We start from the raw sequence: 17,740 nt of genomic DNA, 5'->3' as shown, positions 1-17,740 counted from the left end.
ATTTGCTACCAGCCCACCTTTGTTTCTACCAGTTTTAAAACTTTACACAGTCCCTTATACCTATGTCTTAACTATCCGTTTTCAGCCTGTTTTCCAGAAAACGAGCCCAAAATGGTTTGATGTTAAAATTTACCGCCCTAAACTTACACCATGGGGGTACTTGCATAACCCGCAGCCCTAGGCATAGTATAATTGAGAAACCCAAAGCTGATGAAGAAAATAGGCATATTAGGTATTGGTGGCGTAGGTGGATATTTTGGAGGACTGTTGGCTAAGAAATATGAAAACTCTGACGAAGTCCAAATCTTTTTCATTGCCCGTGGGGAGCACGAGGAAGCCATCAAAAAAAACGGATTACAAGTTGAAGCCACCACGGGCAATTTTGTGGCTCGACCTGCTTTAGTTTCTTCTGATGCTTCTCAAATTGGACCACTTGACCTCTTGCTCATCTGCACCAAAAGCTATGGGCTTGAACAGAGCCTGAAACAGTACAGCGCCTGCATTTCACCAGAAACAGTACTGCTTCCGCTGCTCAACGGTGTTGATAGCAAAGAGAGAATTGAACAAGTGTTGCCCGAAAACGAAGTGTGGGATGGTTGCGTGTACGTGGTGTCCAGGTATATTGAACCGGGTTTGGTACGGGAGACCGGCGGCATTGGCAAACTCTTTTTCGGGTCTGATAGTGGCACGCCGGGAAAGCTGAAGGCGGCAGAAAAATTGCTGCAAGACGCAGGCTTTAAAGCAACGCTGTCTGACAATATTCTTTCCACTATTTGGGAAAAATTTCTTTTTATTTCCTCTGTTTCCACCACCCTCACCTATTTAGATGTAACGGTGGGCGCTGTGTTGGAGAAACCGGAGTATAAGCAGCTGCTGGTGGCATTGCTGGAAGAATTAATTGCCGTAGCCGAGGCGCAGAATATTGTGCTGCCTCCAGACATCATCCAAAGAACCGTTGACACCATGGCCCGCCTCCCCTATGACACCATCACCTCTATGTACAGCGACTACCTCAACGGCAACCGCACAGAAGCACAGTCGCTCACCGGTTATGTAACTCGTTTAGGCCATAAACTGCAGGTGCCCGTTCCGACCTATGACAAGCTGTTCGCTGCTATTCTTGAGAAAGTACAGGAATAAAAACAGTAAACAGTGAACAGTGAACAAGATTAGTAAACCCTAGGGCACACCTGAGTAAAAAGGTTTATCTCTTATTTTCAGCTTTTAGCAACCGGTGATAATCTGTCTCTCCTCTTCGGCAGCGCAGGTAAACTGTAAACATGAACTTAACGAAAGCCACTACTTCATTATTAGTAGATATAAACTTTTGACAGGCTTGACCATACCGTTCCGTTTTAAGGCTCTTTTTCTTATATACGGGCTAAAACGCGCACCTTTAAAAGATCAGTTGCCACCCTGAGCAGCTGCGAATTTATAGCAATTTTAACCTTATTATTTTTCGCTTTACTTTTTCAGTACAAGCCCTGTGTTTTAAAAGGAACCAAAGCTAACAGCACCGCTTGTTCATATAACTCTTTCCGGTCTAGCACACCATCAGTTAGAATTCCTACGGCCCCTCCTTTTTGTTTGGAATTTACCTGACTAAAAATCTGGTCATTGGCAGTGCCTAACTCTACTCCCTGCGCTACTAGTTCGGTTACTTGTTTAGGTAAGAAGAAGGTGCCGGAGCGGGCTTTTCCTGTTTTATTTTCTGAACAAACTACAATCCAGGCAAAGGTGGCCAGCTCCCCTAACATAGGCGCAACGCCTCCCTCCAATCCTATGTAGAAATCAGCACCTGCTATGGCGGCCCGAGCGTTTTTTACACGGTTGTAGGCCCCTTGCAATGTTTCTTCGTCGGTCATAGGTTGATCGGCCACCCCAGAAGGCACAGAGATTGGTTCGGCCTCAAAAATCTCGTCAGGAAACATCCTTTGCAGCCCAGCCAGCGCAGCTTTCACTTTCACCGGATTAGTAGAGGCTACTACTACTTTCTTTACTTGCATGTTTTACTATTAATAAAGTTAAACCAAGAATGCTGCTGCATAGAACTTCAACAATTTCTGTCAAGACAAAATAGGTGAAATGATTTGTGTTTTAGCCCTGTTTTAGCAAAACAAGCCTGAAAAAACTAGAATAATACATTCACCTCTTAAAAAGAAAAGCACGAGGTATAGTTAGGGATGAAAAGAAGCCTTCATTTCTAACTGATGAAAAGTTTCTGTGTTTTATTTGTTTGCTATTTTTATCCCTAGCACCTTCCTCATTCTAACAAGAACCTGTTTTAGGGCTGTTTTAATTAAAACGGCTCCAAAATAGGTTTTTTTTAAAATATTTTCTGACCCTGCGTTCCCTTTGATTATAAACCATTTGCGTTGTTTCTTACATTTTAGCTACTTTTTTTTCTACAGATATTTGTCAAATAAAAAAGCGACTTCTATATTTGCACCATCAAAACCAAAACGGTCCGTTCGTCTAGGGGTTAGGACACCAGATTTTCATTCTGGTAACAGGGGTTCGATTCCCCTACGGACTACTAAGAAATATGAAAAGAGGCTTATTTTTCGGAATAAGCCTCTTTATGTTTCGGTGTACGCATTTACCCTTCTATTCCTGATACCTATTCAATTGCATACTGCATTTATACCATAAAGGAACGTAAACTTCAATATCCAGTATCGCAGTTTCAGTTCAATAAATATTGACCTTCATTAGTCGATTTCTAGCTGCCTCGTCGTAAACTATGTTTAGAATGTAGCCGCATAGAAGCATACAAAGTAGTTGGTAGAACAACATTGCAAGAAATTACTTTCTTATTTCCTGTCACTTAACTCCTTTATACCTAGTGATGTCTTCCATCAGCAGGCTACAAAACTTTTTCACGGCCTGCTTTTCGTATGCTTCTTTTAGTGAAACAATCATGGCAGTTCGAACCATACCGCTGCCTTTGATCGGGATGGAATACAAGCCTTCTCCTTTCACACTGGTCTGCACCAAAATGCCGTGCCAGTTTCCTGACTTAACCAGGTCTAGGATGGTAGGAATATCGTTCACTTCCATAGAAATATTAGGACTTAAACCACTCCTCTCAAACGCTTTGATGATAAAATGGCTCGTGCTGTCTCCTTTGGTAGATATCACCAGAGGAAGTTGGGAAATTTCTTCCAGCGTAATGGATGTTTTACCGGATAAAGGAGATGATGCGCTGGTAACCAAAGTTACAGGGGAATGGAACAGGGGTTGATATTTTAGATGCTGTGTTTTGGTGGATTCGTTAAACACCAGGATCAAATCAAACTCAAGCTGGTTTAACTCTTCCATCAAACCCTCTGATGTGCCATATACAATACGAAACTTAATTTGGGGATATTTACTGCCAAAACGCACCAACGCTGGGGTAAGAACACTGCGTAATCCGTAGGTAACCCCTATGGAAATAGAGCCTGCCTGCAGCTCATTCAAATCTTTTAACAACAGCAATCCTTCATTTGCTTTGTTCACACTTTGTAAGGCATAATCTGCAAACAGTCCCCCTGCCTAGGTAAGTGTGATCCGCTTGCCAATTCTGTTGAACAACGGGATGTTTAGCTCTTCCTCCAGTTGTTTTATCTGTTGGGACAGGGTACTTTGGCTGATGTGCAGGCTATGCGCGGCTTCGGTAAAATTGAGCAGCTCCTTTGCCTTCAGGAAGTATCGCAGTTGTCGTAGCTCCATTCTTATTAATCGGTTTTATCGATTATCTCCATCGAAAAATAACGTTTTACGAATCTATTCATTCTTCTGAACTTTGCACTGAGAATACTGGCAATATCTATTATGTCCCTGGAAGTCCTGAAACCGTCTATATCAAAGAACGTGGCGCTGGGTTTAGCTCAGATTCTTTTGTGGGGCGGCTCGTATTTCATTCTTTCAATTCTGGTCGAACCGATCATGCAGGAGACAGGATGGTCTTACCAGATGGTGTATGGCTGCCTTTCACTGTCACTGTTGATTTCCGGATTGCTGTTGCCCAGAATAGGAAAGATTATAGGTGAAAACGAGAAGAACTTTGTCTTGCCTTATGCCGGGGCCATCATGGCATTGGGCCTGACCATCATTGGCTTGTCAGACCATTATCTTTTGTTCTTGGCGGGTTGGGCCATCATAGGTGTTGCCATGGGGATGGGCTTGTATGATGCATTGTTTGCTTCCCTTGGAAAGAGCTACGGGATGGCCACCAGCAAGGTAATTGTACAGGTAACCCCGATTGCCAGCCTGGCCCCCACCATTTCCTGGTTTCTTGTTTCGCTTCTGTTGAGTAACTACGGTTGGCGTTCTTCCTGTTTTATATATGCAGCCATATTACTGGTTACTATATTTCCTATTCATCGGTTTGCCTTACCTCTTGCAGCGGGCAATACTGGCAAACAACCACCGCTGAATGATAACAAGGCCATCTCTCACAAGCCTTTCCGTTCCAAGGTCTATTACCTGTTACTTGTTAATTTTACGATCGGCGCCGTTTTGACGACTGGTATTATCATTCACCTGATAGACATTCTACTGGATAAAGGAATGGCTATGGCAACTATAGTGGGTGCCGTTGCTTTTTTAGGGCCCAGCCAGGCTGGAGTTCGGGTACTGGAGTTGCTGTTCTCTAAAAATAAACCTGCCAAAACAGCTGTCATTTCGGGCGTCGTCACGCTCCTGGGCATTTTACTGTTATTGCTCAACCCCAACTTTGCGATATTGGGGATTATCTTGTTCGGAATGGGAAACGGGATGCGCTCTATCTTAAGAGGAACGTTACCTTTGGCTATTTTCGGGCAGGAACAGTATGCCGCTGTTGTGGGAAAACTAGCCCGTATGCCGTTGATCGCCCAAGCCTTAACACCTTTTATTGGCAGCTTTCTGATAGCGCAGTACAGCGCTACGGTATTTCTCTTCACATGCTGCCTTTTGGCGCTTATCAATATCATGCTCTTTTTGATGGTGCCGAAATTAATGCCTCAACAAAATGAATTGCGAGGAAGCATTACAGTCAGCGTGGCTACCAAAAGCTAATAAGAATTAAGTAAATGAACAGAATTAGATTAATCAATCCGCTTCAATTTAAATATCTATAAATTATTTATTTAATAGCGTTTACAGAACAAAAAGTCTTGTGTCTGATGTCTTGATACTTGTGTCCTTTTACTTATCACATATAACTTCATTTCAACTTACCAATGGAATATAACTTCAGAAAAGCCACCTTGGCGGAGCAAAATCAAATTTGGGATATCCTCAAAGGAGCTATTAAACGCAGAAAAGCGGATGGCAGCAATCAGTGGCAGGATGGTTACCCGAATCCGGAAGTTGTAAGGAATGACCTTGAAAAAGGAGTGGGATTTGTGTTGACTGAAGGTGAGGCCATAGTTGGCTATACCGCAGTATTGATCAATGACGAGCCTGAGTATGCCCGTATTGAAGGGAAGTGGCTAACGGACAGTGATTTTGTCGTGTTTCACCGGGTAGCCATTTCTGAGAATCACTTAGGGAAAGGTCTGGCCAAAAAGATATTGGATTTTATAGAAGCTTATGCGCTCAGCAACCACATCTACAGCATTAAAGCAGACACCAACTTTGATAACGTTGCTATGATGAAGACCTTTGAAAAGGCAGGCTATGTCTATTGCGGGGAGGTATATTTTAGAGGAAGCCCGAGAAAAGCATTCGAGAAAATGCTGACTAAAAATGCTTAGAGAGCAGTTAGCAGCAATATTGACATCATTACTATTAATTTGACCACAGCTTCATGAAAATAATCACGAATGAACAACTGCCTGCCGCAAATGGGCATTACAGCACAGCCATCATCTCCAATAACCTATTGTTTGTTTCTGGCCAGTTACCTGTTTCAACAGATGGAACGCATCATCATGACGAACCTTTTGAAAGGCAATTCGAAGTAGTTTTTGAGAACATACTTCAAATATTGCACGCATCAGATACGGAAAAGGAGAAGATAGTGAAAGTAACAGCCTACATTTCCGATGTCAGTTTATGGCCGGAGTTCAATAAACTTTACGCCTCTTTCATGGGAGACCACAAGCCGGTAAGAACCGTGGTACCCGTGCCAGCTTTACACTATGGTTACCAGTTAGAAGTAGAACTCATAGCAGAGATTAAGGAATGAAAAATCTATTAGTCGAAGTACAGGAAAGGATAAACCCATTCATCCATAGAACACCAGTCCTGACATCCAACTTGCTTAATGAAATAGCGGGCTGTGAGCTGTTCTTCAAATGCGAGAACTTCCAGCGTATGGGTGCATTCAAAATGCGCGGGGCTGTAAACGCCATTATGCAGTTAACGGATGCGCAGAAACAGAAGGGTGTGGTGACACATTCATCCGGAAACTTTGCCCAAGCTCTGTCACTAGCCGCTAAAAGCTTAGGTATAGCCGCCTATGTAGTGATGCCTTCCACCGCACCCACCGTAAAAAAGAACGCTGTGAAAGGGTATGGAGGCATTGTAGTGGAGTGCCCCCCGACAAATGAAGCAAGAGAAGCATATTCCAATCGTCTGGTGGCAGAAAAAGGCTTGACTTTTATCCATCCCTCCAATGATCTGGATGTGATATTAGGACAAGGAACCGCAGCATTGGAACTGCTTGAGGACTATCCTGATTTGGACTGTATCTATGCTCCTGTAGGAGGCGGGGGTTTGGTTGCAGGCACAATACTGGCAGCTGAAAATTTTTCAACGAAAATAAAAGTTGTAGGAGCAGAACCCGCTCTTGTAGATGACGCTTACCGCTCCTTAATTTCAAATAAAATTGAAACGCACGATAACAAATCCACCATTGCCGACGGACTTAAGACGCAATTAGGCGACGTTAATTTCCCGATTATCAAAAAAGGAATTGACCATATTGTGCTGGTGGAGGAAGAGGAGATTGTAGAGGCCATGCGCTTGATTTGGGAAAGAATGAAAATTGTGGTAGAGCCTTCAAGTGCTGTTGCGTTTGCTGGATTATTAAAAGAAAAGGGGACACTGAAAAACCAAAGGGTAGGGATTATACTATCAGGTGGCAAAGTAGACGTGCAGAAGTTGCCGTTTTAATTGATGTAGTTGCTGACGGTTATTTGAATTTAAAGAGTATCATGACCACTCCTCTCCTACTAACAAGTAATCAATGGCAACGATCAAATGTATGGGTATAAAATTCGTTCATTCATTCCCGGGCACTACTAAAAAGTCCTTTAACTTTCACTGAAGGGCTTTTTATTGGACTTCGGTCACTTGTTTTTATGTGTACTTATTAAAAATGCAAGTTGCTTCTCCTTTATTACATGGATACTTTCTTCCTCTTTCCGAATGTATAGAAGAATTCACTCATATGCCTCTACAGAACATTATTGTCAGACCTGTCATAGGTGCAGGGGCTAAGATAAAAAAACTTGCTTGACAAATTTAGGTACATTAAATTTGCAATTTAGATTTTAATGACACTTCTTCAGGGAGGATTGGGAGTATGGAAGTACAGGCTGGGGTTATGCAGTTGGAGATAGAAGGGAAAAGGCTTATTGCCAGTTGGCCAACCCTTGAGAGCGTCAACTCTCCTGAATTCTTCAGATCCTTTGTTTCTCTTTTCGTAACGATTAGAGAAAGACATATCTCCGAGTTAATTTTAGACTCAGGACAGCCACAGGGCGGTACTGTTTCTGAACCAATCATCAACTTCGGTTTAAAAGTAGCTCCCTTTACCGCACTTAAACGGGTTGCCTTGCTCGAGTCAACCGACTTTCATTGGGATAACAACCTACTGCAGATTTTATGTTACCTAAGTACTTCCATGGACTTTCCGCTGGAAGTTAAATTATTCCCCTCTAGATCTCTTGCCCTTGAATGGCTAATTACCTGACCTCATAGCCACTTCAGGAAGGCTTTTTACAATACTTTAGACAAAAAGATTTGGAAAGTTGTGCCTTCTCCAACCACGCTAGTCACCTCTATTTGTCCGCCCATTGCCTCAATATGTGCTTTCACCAAGTACAGACCAATCCCTCTTCCCTCTACCTCATGGTGGAACCGTTGGTAAAGTCCGAAAACCCTGTACTTGGCTTTTTCAGTGTCAAACCCTGAACCGTTGTCAGAGAAGGTAATTGTAGCCCCTCCCTCAGCGTCGCTTTTGGCCTTAATTTGCACTTGGAGCGGACGTTTCCTTGATCTAAACTTAATGGCGTTTGACAGCAGGTTATAGAATATGCTGTACAGGTACGCTTTGCTTCCCCAAAGGCAAAGGCCCTCTTCCAAGTCTACCGTCATCTTGCCTCCGCAAGCCTCGAGCCGCTCCTGCAAAGAGGTGAGCACCTGTTCTATTTTCAGATGAACGTCTACCTCTTCCCGCTCCATATGCCCCTTGCTGTCCCGAATACTGAGGATGGTATTCAGGTCCTTGAGGACCGTGTCTAGCCTATGGGCGCTTTGTCTTAGGTTAGATACCGCTACACTGAATTGCTTTGAGTAAGGGTCAATACTTCCCACTAAATCGGTTAAGCCCATCAGGTTGGCGACCGGCGCCCTAAGGTTATGGGAGACGATGTAGGTGAACTGCTCCAGGTCCTTGTTCTGTCGGTACAGGGTCTGGCTCATCTTCTCCTGGTTGGCCTCTGCCTCTTTCCGGAAAGTGATATCCTTCTGGATAGCGATAAAATGAGTAATGCTGCCTGCTGCGTCCCTTACCGGGGATACATCCATTGCAAGCCAGAAAGGCTCACCTGACTTTCGGTAACTGATGAAGTTAGAGTTGAACGGAACCACCTCCGCAATTTTTTGGCTGACCCTCTGCAACTCTACCTGGTCGGTGTCAGGGCCAGGTAAAAACTCCCTTGGGTTTCTGCCGGCAACCTCTTCAAGCGTGTATCCCGTCATTCTACTGAAGCCTTCGTTTACCCACTCCACCCGCCTCTGGGCATCCATGATGATGATACTGTTGCTCGTCTTGCTGGCCACCAGTGACAGCTTCTCAAGTTCCTTCCTTTGAAATACCTTCTCGGTTATGTCCGTCTGCATCCCTATAATTCTGACCACCTTTCCAGCCTCATTGAGAACAGGCGTTACCTCCACCTCAAACCAGCGTTTCTCCCCTGATTTTTTGTACACCAGCACCTCTTCCTTCATTGGCTCGGCCTTCTTAGCCTTGTTCCTGATGCGCTGGGCAGTGACTGGGTTAGTCTCTTCCCCCAGCAGCAATTCGAAAGGTTTTTTGCCCTCCACCTCAGGTAGGGTGTAGCCGGTAAGCCTCGTAAAACTTGCGTTTACCCACTCTATCCGATACTCTTTGTCCATGATGACTACGGAGTTGAAAGTCTTACTTGCCACCAGAGAAAGCTTCTCAAGCTCCTGCTTCTGGTGCACCTGCGTGGTTACATCACTAAAATAAACGGAGAGGCCCTCATCAGAGGGATAGGCTTTTACCTCAAGCCATTTGTCAAGCCGCTCCAGATACGCCTCAAAATGGGCGGAAATTCCTGTTTCCACAGCCCGGTGATATTCTCTGTAGAAGACTCTGGTGGTCTCCTCCGGGTATATGTCCCAGATGCATTTGCCTATAAACCCTCTGCTGTCTGTAAGCAGCACCTTGTCAAACTCTGTGTTGGTGTAAGTGAAGTTCCAGTTCTTGTCTAAAGTAAAAAAAGCGTCAGTGATGCTCTCAAAGATGGTATTTAGCTTTTGGGCCTGCCGCTCAATAGTTTTGTTGGCCTGTTTCACCTCCGTGATGTCTTTCATAACGGCGTGAACCCCTTCTATCTTTCCCGCAATGAACAAAGGTACTTTCACCACACTCAGTACTTTGTACCCTATCTTCTCAAAGGTCATTTCTGCTTCAAAGCTGACTTCGTTGCCGGAGAAGGCCTCCCGCAGCTTCTGCCTGAATAGCGGCACTACCTCCGGCGGCAGGAAAGCTGCCAGCGGCTGATTTACCACCTCTTCCTTCTGTTTACCCTTAAAGGAGAGGAAAGCAGGATTCGCATCCAATATTGTTCCCGCCTCATTTTGGAAGAGTACTATATCCGGATTGTTTTCGAACAGAGATTTAAATCGCTGCTCACTTTCCTGTAATTTAAACTGGAATTGCTTCTTTTCAGTGATGTCGCTAGAACTGACGACAATGGCTTGCACATCTGGGTTTTCCAGTTGGTTACTTGCTGTTGTTTCTACCCATCGCCACTCCCCACTGGAGGCCTTGAACCGGATATCTGAAATCTGTATAATTTCTTTGGATTGGAGAAGAAGCGAAAAGGCCTGTTCAATTCTGGCAACATCCTCTGGATGAATTAAGCTAAACGCATTTTCCCCCATTATCTCATCTGGTCGGTACCCAAAAGCCTTTTCATAAGACTCCGCAACGGACGCATAAAGATAATTTCCGTTGGCATCTAGCAGCGCCTGCATGTCTGAGCTATGGTCTACCAAGACCCGCTGAACCGCTTCTTGTCTGCGCATTTCCTTTTCAGCCTGCTTCTGCGCGGTAACGTTTCTTGATATACATAAAAAATAGTCTTCCTCTTCCAGCCACACCACTAACCAGAGCAAAGGGACTTCTTGACCATCTTTGCCGATGGCAGTATTTTCGAACTCTGTTTCTGTTTTTCCTTCCCTGATGGATTTTAGAATTTCTATTGTGGCGGCTCTGTCCTCATGACGCAAGAAATTTAAAGTCAACTGCCCCTCCAGTTCTTCCTTACCGTAGCCCAAAATCCGGCTGCTGGCCTCACTTACCTGAATAAATCTCCCCGCCACATCAATGGTGCAGATCATATCGGGTGAGTAGTTCAATATATGGTCAAGAATATTGTCTCTCATGTTTGTGGCATATTTATGTTAGTGCTTTTCTGTACCATTTTGAGAGGGATGTGGACAATGCGCTTTGTATGAAATGAAAACTACTAAATGGGGTTCTTCATATATTAACTTGCCTTAAGCAGTATTAATACGTATGATGGCAGCTTTGGTAAAGCTACATCTTTATAACATCTGCACCTTCGCAAACTTATTAGAACGTTAGGCGCTACAATAAATCGAAATGAAAGTTTTCTTTCTTCTGGTATTTATTGTGACACCCACCATTTTGTGGTTGAAGTTTCACCCGGAATTACTTTCTGGCCCATAATTGGCGTCACAATTTTTATGTTATTCTGGGAAGCCAAATCAGAAACCTTATTAATGGATTCATCCCAGGTGTGAAGCGCTAAATCAAAGGTGGAGTAATGGATGGGAAACAGGAGCTCAGTCTCTATATCCTGACAGGCTTTGATTACCTGTTCCGGGAAAAGGTGCGTGTTGGGCCAACCGTTGTTCCATGCATCTATTTCCATAAAAGTTAGGTCAAATGGACCGTACTTTCTGCCTATTTCCTTAAAGTGTTCGCTGTACCCCGTATCACCGCTCCAAAACAGGTTCCTCTTTTCTCCTTTGATAACATAAGAAGCCCATAAAGTTTTATTTTTGTCATTATAACTTCTACCTGAATAATGTACCCCTGGGCAAGCGGTTATTCTCAATGATCCATGATTTACAGATTGATCCCAGGCTAACTCTGTGATTTTATTCTCTGGAACACCCCAGCCCTTTAATCTGGCTCCTATGGCTAGCGGTACAATAAACTGTATGTTTTTATCTGCCAGATACTTTATAGTTTCTGTCTCCAGGTGGTCATAGTGGTCATGGGTGATGATGACAATGTCTATGTCTGGAAGCTCTTCCCGTAGCAAAGGAGGAGCACTCATTCTTCTGGCTATTATTGGTAACGGACCAGCATTCTCAAACACCGGGTCCATTAAAATACGGTACCCGTCTAATTCAATGATAGCAGTGGAGTGCCCTAACCAGTATGCAGCATAAGAAGAAGGTGTTTCCGGAAAATCCTTTTTCGTGATTATTTGTTTAGGTAATTCAAACTCAGGGGCATTGGGTGACTTTTTGAAGAACCTCCAAAACCCAGACTTCCCTCCTGTTACTTGTTCTGAATAATATACAATCTCTTTAGGACTAACAAATTCATCTTTCTCAGAAGAATAATAGGAAAGTTTAGAGTATTCATCTTTGCGCTGGTCCTCTGATTTCAACTTTCCAATCTGATTATTTATATAGCAACCGGTGCCGCCTAAAGCCAGAAGTACTGCTAGACCTAAAAAGCGTAAACTATATTTCCTTTGCATCCTGAAATTCATGTGCTTAGTGTAGTAAAGAACAAGTAGCCGCCCGTTAAGTTTGAACGGTCTTGTTTATGATAAAAATGGTTGGTTGTGCTTCAAAGGAGAGGCATCAACGAATTAAATTATAAGCCTTAATATTTCTTTCGTTTCCTGAATAAGGCCTAATAGTAGTCACACAAAGGTAAAAGAATTCAACCTCTAGCCTTTTATGGAATCTAAGAAGTTACATTTTCTTCGGCAGAGCTATCACTAGACTGGCAACTCATTTATTGTTCCGGCAAAATAAAGGTTGGAAATATACGCCTATTTTTATGAGCATATTAAGTTGAATCATCCAGTATGTTTTTGGGCTGTTTTACGAAAAACAGCAAAAACAAGCATATGAAATATTCTGCTCTAGCTTATTTCAACACGTTTTCCTCCGGCCCGAGCAGATTCATAGATGGCCATCAGAATCTTCACATCCCTCAAACCCATCTCGCCGGGCACAATAGAAGGTTGGCCATTTCTGAAGCTTTCTGCTTGCCCATCCATTTGCTTTACTTGCTCAAAGATATTAGGATAATCCATTTTGCCTTGGCTTGTTTGGCCTTGCTTTCCTTCATACCCAAAGGCAGGCCCCAAGCGCCACCAGCCTTTCTCTGCTGTACCCTCTAATAAGTCTTCTCGTTGAGCATAGCTGCTGTGGCAGTTTGCTATTACCCCATTCTCAAACTCCATCTGCCAGCTGATAGACTGCTCCACCTCTTTGAATAACTCAGGTCTGGTTACTTCTCCAAACTTGGCAGTCACGGCAACAGGCGCCTTGCCCATGGTGTAACATGCCCCCTGCACGCAGTAAATGCCCATATCCATGAGCGGGCCTCCGCCAGAACGTTCTCTATCTACTCGCCAACTGTTTGAAGAGCCGCTACCCATAGCAAAGCCATTATGTGATTTGATACTCTGCACTTTCCCAAATACTTGGTTCTGGCCTAGCTCCATCACCCGTTGATGAAAAGGATCATAGTGTAGCCGGTACCCGATGGCCAGATGCACGTTGTTTTCGCGGCAAGCCTCCAGCATGCGCTGCGCGTCTTCTACCGAGGTAGCCATTGGCTTCTCACAGATCACATGCTTTTTGGCTTTGGCGGCCCGTATGGTATACTCCGCGTGCATGGCATTGGGCAAAACCACGTACACAATATCAATGTCTTTGTTATCTATAATTTGATCAAAGTTCTGGTAGTTGTAGATGTTTTTGTCTGGTATGTTGTATTTGGCTTTCCAGGCCTCGGCTTTGGAAGGAGTACCGGTTACAATACCCGCCAGGTAGCAGTTCTTCGTTTCCTGCAAAGCAGGAGCAAGTTGGTTTGTGCTATATCCGCCTAACCCTACCAGTGCTATACCCAGCTTTCGATTCTGACTACCATCAGTACCAGCTGGCATTTCCTGATCAGTGGTATCTGCGGGCCTATCTGCATTGCATGACAAGAGCGGAAAGCCAATGATAGAAGAACCCAGGGTAAAGGTTATACCCTTGAGAAAGGTACGGCGGCTGTTATTCTGAGAATTGTCTTTTCTTTTCATGGAGAAGCTAATTAAACATGCTCTTTTGGAATAAAAGATAAAGTTCTAGATCATCAATTATCTATTGTGTCAAATTGAGTAGGCAGATTCCAAAGCATCCTAAGATCCATCAGCCTCATCGTCCGCCGTACTTTGGTAGATGTATGGGCGACTTTGCCTTCAAGTCGTTTTCACTTTTCTATCTGCTGAATGCATCAAAGAATGTCAGTCACACCTTTCCTTCTCCTCCACTGATACGCATGAAAAACCTTTTTGTGTTTTAGGCCTCTTTAAAGAAAACAAGTCAAAATCAGACTTCTGTAAAGCCTTACTTCCCGAAGGAATATGCCATTGCTCATAAAACCTATAATAATTCAGGAGAAGCAGGTTTTTGGACTTTTAGCTTTATTTACTTTTTAAGGTGTTTCTACTACATCTTGTTTTTAGTCAACAATGCGTTTTTCAAATAGTAAATACAGAATTATGCAGGTCTGGGGCAAGAATGGAGAGAGAGAAAAGCGGGGATATAATTTACAAGACAGAACAGAAAGCCCCTGCAGCCCTATGGTAGATTGCAGGCAATTTCTTACCGCTAGCAAGTCAATATACAGCCCCTGCAGGCGCGGTGATTCCGGAGAAATTTGTAGTGAACCTTATACTCTAGCATTCTCCTGCAGGGAGTTTATAGCGCTTATTCTAATGACAGGATCATAAATAAATGTAGCATAACAGGTTTAGCCATGGTACCACCTTTGTTTCCTTCCCCGGCATAAATGTATTATTCGAAACTGCGGCTTATCTTCGGGTGTTGATAGAATTATCTTTTAATCAAAATATTTCTCTCTTTCTTTTAATTCATACAAACACGAACAAATGAAGTATGTAAAGCAGGTAGCTTACCTCCTACTCTTCCCGGCTATGTTGGCGGCTTGTCAGAGATTGAGCAAGTCAGAAACAGCCTCAGAGAAAAAATTTGAGGTAGAGTACGAACAATTCGCACTTGACAACGGACTACAGGTTATTTTCCATGTAGATAAATCTGACCCTGTGGTGGCGGTAGCTTTGACCAGCCACGTAGGTTCAGCCCGAGAGAAAGAGGGCCGCACCGGTTTCGCCCACCTTTTTGAGCACTTGCTGTTTTTGGAATCAGAAAACCTGGGGAAAGGCGGACTTGACAAAATGAGCGCCCGCATTGGCGGCTCTGGGGCTAACGGCTCTACCAGCCGCGACCGCACCAATTATTACCAAACGGTTCCTAACGATGCACTGGAGAAAATGATCTGGGCCGAGGCTGACAAGCTAGGCTTCTTCATTAACACGGTAACCGAGCAGGTATTAGCCAAAGAGAAACAGGTGGTGAAGAACGAAAAGCGGCAGAGCTATGACAACGCTCCCTACGGCCATACGTCCTACGTGATTGATAAGAATCTCTACCCTGCTGACCATCCGTACAACTGGCAGGTGATTGGTTCTTTAGATGATCTGCAAAGCGCCACTCTAGCCGACGTGAAAGAATTCTACCGCCAGTGGTATGTACCAAACAATGTGACACTGGTGGTGTCTGGTGATTTTGAACCAGGGCAAGCAAAGGCGTGGGTAGAAAAGTATTTCGGGGAAATAAAAAAAGGTGCGGAGATTCCTCCTATTCCCAAACGCCCAGCAGTACTTACAGAAACGAAGAAGCTGTACCACCAAGATAACTTTGCGCGCTTGCCTGAGCTGACCATGGCCTGGCCTGGTGTGTACCAGTACCACCCCGATTCTTATGCGCTGCGCGTTCTCACCACCTATTTAAGCGATGGCAAGAAAGCTCCATTCAACCAGGTAATTGTAGACGATAAACAGTTGGCGCCACGGGTAAATATGTACAGCAGCACTTCTGAACTTGCTGGTCAACTCATGTTGAGCATTAGAGGATACGACAAAGTTGATTTGGACAAAATACACGGTGCTGTGGCCGAGGCCTTTGTCAAGTTTGAGCAGGAAGGCATTTCTGAGGCCGACCTCAATAGAATAAAGGCCGGTCAGGAAGTAGCTTTTTACAATAGCCTGGCCAGCGTGCAGGGCAAAGCATTTCAGCTGGCCCAGTACCAGATTTTTGCCGGCGACCCAGGTTTCGTGACAAAAGACATCCAGAACATGATGGCCGTTAAAGTGGAAGATGTCATGCGTGTGTACCGCCAATACATTCAAGGCAAACCCTACGTAGCCACCAGTTTTGTGCCCAAAGGTCAGGTAGAACTGACTTTGGAAGGCTCTAAAAGGGCTGATGTGGTGGAAGAGAAAATAGTAGAGGGGGCCGAAGAAAACTTTGACCTGAGCAAAGAAACCACCTACGCCAGAACGCCTTCCAGCTTCGACCGCACTGTGGAGCCTGCCTACGGAAAAGCTCCTGAAATCACCGTGCCAGATGTGTGGCAAAGCAAGCTGAACAATGGTCTGCAAGTGTTAGGCATTGAAAACCAGGAGGTGCCATTGGTACAGTTTGACTTACGCATCAATGGTGGGTTGTTGTTGGATAACCCAAAAAAGGTGGGCATGGCAAACTTGTTGGCAGAAAGTCTGACCAAAGGCACCAAAAACAAAACTACCGCCGAACTAGAAGAAGCCATTGATGCCCTGGGTGCCAGTATTTCCGTTTCCGCTGATGAAGAGAACATTACCGTAAGCGGCAGAACCTTGGCGCGTAATTACGAGGCCACTATGGCGCTGGTGCAGGAAATGCTGTTAGAACCACGGTGGGATGTTCAGGAGTTCGAGCTTAGCAAGCAAAAAGTAACCAGCCAGATCAAAGGCCAAAAAGCCAACCCCAACTCCATTGCTAGTCTTCAGTTCAAGAAAGTGCTGTACGGACAAGACCATATTCTGTCGCACAACATATTGGGTACTGAAGAATCGGTAAAGGATATTACGCTGCAAGACTTGCAAAACTATTATCAGCAGAACTTCTCTCCTTCCGTATCTGCTTACCATGTAGTTGGCGCCGTAAAACAGCAAACGGTACTAAGCTCATTAAAAGGACTAGAAGAGAAGTGGCAGGCCAAAGAGGTAACCTTACCTAAGTTTAATGCGCCGGCCACCCCTACGGCTTCTAAAGTGTTTTTTTATGATGTTCCTGGGGCAAAACAGTCGGTGCTGCGGTTTGGGTATTTAGCCTTACCTGCCACTCACCCTGATTATTACCGCCTGCAGGTCATGAATTATATTTTGGGCGGAGGTGGCTTTGCCTCTCAGCTCACCCAGCAGCTGCGCGAAGGCAAAGGCTACACCTATGGCATTAACTCATCCTTCAACGGTTCAGTACTGCCGGGTCCTTTCCTTATTCAAAGCGGCGTGCGGTCAAACGTTACCTTTGAATCCGCTAGCTTGGTGAAAGACATCCTAAAGAACTACGGCCCCAGATTTAATGCACAAGACCTGGAAGTCACCAAAGGATTTCTGGTGAAGAGCACGGCTCGTGCCTTTGAAACCATGGGAGCCAAACTAAACATGCTCAACAGCATCAGCGCCTACGGCTGGCCTAAAGACTATGCCAAGCAGCGGGTTGAGCTGGTACAAGGCATGACGGTAGAGCAAATAAAATCTTTAGCCCAGCAATACGTGAACCCAGACAGAATGTATTACCTCATTGTTGGTGATGCCGCTACCCAACTTAAAAAGCTGGAGGATTTGGGGTATGGAAAGCCTGTGTTGCTAAATTAACGCACAGCAGCACTTAACTTTTTTAATGGTGAAGCCTCTTTTACTTCTGTAAGAGAGGCTTTAATATTTTAGGCCTGATTTCTAGAAATCAGGCCTAAAACGCACCATTCGCCAATTAAAAAAAGAATTTAAATCAATTATATTTCCACTGGCGCAAGCGTCCGCTTGTGTCCATAAGTCTACCTGATCTGCCATGCGTGCGGACACAAGCGTACGCTTGCGCCAGAACAATCAATAGCAGAATTAATATTTCACTAAAATTTAAGAAGTAGTGATGGATAGAGCAGAGTTTAATTCCATAAGCA

General features: G+C 44.4%; 13 protein-coding genes and 1 tRNA gene. 8 read left to right on the top strand and 6 right to left on the bottom strand.

Going from position 1 to position 17,740, the window contains the following annotated elements:
• Positions 1-210: 210 nt before the first annotated feature.
• Positions 211-1,140, top strand: coding sequence for a ketopantoate reductase family protein (locus A8O23_RS13455; RefSeq protein ID WP_066622271.1), 930 nt, complete (start codon positions 211-213; stop codon positions 1,138-1,140).
• A gap of 332 nt (positions 1,141-1,472) precedes the next feature.
• Here A8O23_RS13455 and yjjX read toward each other — a convergent pair whose 3' ends face one another.
• Positions 1,473-2,006, bottom strand: a complete 534-nt coding sequence (gene yjjX, locus A8O23_RS13450; protein WP_066622068.1) for an inosine/xanthosine triphosphatase — start codon at positions 2,004-2,006, stop codon at positions 1,473-1,475.
• A gap of 458 nt (positions 2,007-2,464) precedes the next feature.
• On the opposite strand from yjjX, the gene A8O23_RS13445 reads away from it, so the two are divergent.
• Positions 2,465-2,536: transfer RNA gene (locus tag A8O23_RS13445), tRNA-Glu, on the top strand.
• A gap of 287 nt (positions 2,537-2,823) precedes the next feature.
• Here the strand turns inward: A8O23_RS13445 and A8O23_RS13440 are convergent.
• Positions 2,824-3,501 (bottom strand): LysR family transcriptional regulator substrate-binding protein, encoded by a 678-nt coding sequence (locus A8O23_RS13440; protein WP_204377698.1) that lies wholly within the window; start codon positions 3,499-3,501, stop codon positions 2,824-2,826.
• Positions 3,502-3,537: 36 nt separating this feature from the next.
• Positions 3,538-3,714: a LysR family transcriptional regulator gene (locus tag A8O23_RS21760; RefSeq protein ID WP_204377697.1), complete on the bottom strand. Its 177-nt coding sequence runs from the start codon at positions 3,712-3,714 to the stop codon at positions 3,538-3,540.
• 102 nt (positions 3,715-3,816) lie between these two features.
• Between A8O23_RS21760 and A8O23_RS13435 the strand changes: the two genes are divergently transcribed.
• The 5 genes from A8O23_RS13435 to A8O23_RS13415 all read left to right on the top strand — a co-directional run bounded on the left by A8O23_RS13435 (position 3,817) and on the right by A8O23_RS13415 (position 7,888).
• Positions 3,817-5,043, top strand: coding sequence for an MFS transporter (locus A8O23_RS13435; protein ID WP_066622065.1), 1,227 nt, complete (start codon positions 3,817-3,819; stop codon positions 5,041-5,043).
• Positions 5,044-5,207: 164 nt separating this feature from the next.
• Positions 5,208-5,723: a GNAT family N-acetyltransferase gene (locus A8O23_RS13430; RefSeq protein ID WP_066622061.1), complete on the top strand. Its 516-nt coding sequence runs from the start codon at positions 5,208-5,210 to the stop codon at positions 5,721-5,723.
• 53 nt (positions 5,724-5,776) lie between these two features.
• Positions 5,777-6,157: a RidA family protein gene (locus A8O23_RS13425; protein WP_066622059.1), complete on the top strand. Its 381-nt coding sequence runs from the start codon at positions 5,777-5,779 to the stop codon at positions 6,155-6,157.
• A complete protein-coding gene (locus A8O23_RS13420; RefSeq protein WP_066622056.1) occupies positions 6,154-7,086 on the top strand; it encodes a pyridoxal-phosphate dependent enzyme in 933 nt (310 codons plus the stop codon). Before A8O23_RS13425 ends, A8O23_RS13420 begins: the two co-directional genes overlap by 4 nt.
• Positions 7,087-7,498: 412 nt before the next feature.
• Complete coding sequence (locus A8O23_RS13415; protein WP_066622054.1) at positions 7,499-7,888, top strand: hypothetical protein; 390 nt, start codon at positions 7,499-7,501, stop codon at positions 7,886-7,888.
• A 26-nt stretch (positions 7,889-7,914) separates the two neighbouring features.
• Here the strand turns inward: A8O23_RS13415 and A8O23_RS13410 are convergent, their stop codons facing one another.
• The 3 genes from A8O23_RS13410 to A8O23_RS13400 form a co-directional block, all read right to left on the bottom strand.
• Positions 7,915-10,833 (bottom strand): PAS domain-containing sensor histidine kinase, encoded by a 2,919-nt coding sequence (locus A8O23_RS13410; protein ID WP_074988382.1) that lies wholly within the window; start codon positions 10,831-10,833, stop codon positions 7,915-7,917.
• A gap of 245 nt (positions 10,834-11,078) precedes the next feature.
• On the bottom strand, positions 11,079-12,095 hold the full coding sequence (locus A8O23_RS13405) for an MBL fold metallo-hydrolase (protein ID WP_239693405.1): 1,017 nt from the start codon (positions 12,093-12,095) through the stop codon (positions 11,079-11,081).
• A gap of 486 nt (positions 12,096-12,581) precedes the next feature.
• Entirely contained in the window at positions 12,582-13,754 is a 1,173-nt protein-coding gene (locus A8O23_RS13400; protein ID WP_066622048.1) for a Gfo/Idh/MocA family protein, read from the bottom strand.
• A gap of 852 nt (positions 13,755-14,606) precedes the next feature.
• On the opposite strand from A8O23_RS13400, the gene A8O23_RS13395 reads away from it, so the two are divergent.
• The gene (locus A8O23_RS13395) at positions 14,607-17,435 is read left to right on the top strand and encodes a M16 family metallopeptidase (protein ID WP_066622046.1); all 2,829 of its coding nucleotides are present in this window, start codon (positions 14,607-14,609) and stop codon (positions 17,433-17,435) included.
• Positions 17,436-17,740 lie beyond the last annotated feature (305 nt).

It is taken from the genome of Rufibacter roseus (assembly GCF_001647285.1).
GTDB classification, from domain to species: Bacteria; Bacteroidota; Bacteroidia; order Cytophagales; family Hymenobacteraceae; genus Nibribacter; species Nibribacter roseus.
This window is presented reverse-complemented; position numbering and strand designations above follow the sequence as displayed.

Excerpts from the sequence above, each read along its gene's own strand:
- A8O23_RS13455 (WP_066622271.1), top strand. The coding sequence starts at position 211 with ATGAAGAAAATAGGCATATTAGGTATTGGTGGCGTAGGTGGATATTTT.
- yjjX (WP_066622068.1), bottom strand. The coding sequence starts at position 2,006 with ATGCAAGTAAAGAAAGTAGTAGTAGCCTCTACTAATCCGGTGAAAGTG.
- A8O23_RS21760 (WP_204377697.1), bottom strand. The coding sequence starts at position 3,714 with ATGGAGCTACGACAACTGCGATACTTCCTGAAGGCAAAGGAGCTGCTC.
- A8O23_RS13435 (WP_066622065.1), top strand. The coding sequence starts at position 3,817 with ATGTCCCTGGAAGTCCTGAAACCGTCTATATCAAAGAACGTGGCGCTG.
- A8O23_RS13430 (WP_066622061.1), top strand. The coding sequence starts at position 5,208 with ATGGAATATAACTTCAGAAAAGCCACCTTGGCGGAGCAAAATCAAATT.
- A8O23_RS13425 (WP_066622059.1), top strand. The coding sequence starts at position 5,777 with ATGAAAATAATCACGAATGAACAACTGCCTGCCGCAAATGGGCATTAC.
- A8O23_RS13420 (WP_066622056.1), top strand. The coding sequence starts at position 6,154 with ATGAAAAATCTATTAGTCGAAGTACAGGAAAGGATAAACCCATTCATC.
- A8O23_RS13415 (WP_066622054.1), top strand. The coding sequence starts at position 7,499 with ATGGAAGTACAGGCTGGGGTTATGCAGTTGGAGATAGAAGGGAAAAGG.
- A8O23_RS13410 (WP_074988382.1), bottom strand. The coding sequence starts at position 10,833 with ATGAGAGACAATATTCTTGACCATATATTGAACTACTCACCCGATATG.
- A8O23_RS13400 (WP_066622048.1), bottom strand. The coding sequence starts at position 13,754 with ATGAAAAGAAAAGACAATTCTCAGAATAACAGCCGCCGTACCTTTCTC.
- A8O23_RS13395 (WP_066622046.1), top strand. The coding sequence starts at position 14,607 with ATGAAGTATGTAAAGCAGGTAGCTTACCTCCTACTCTTCCCGGCTATG.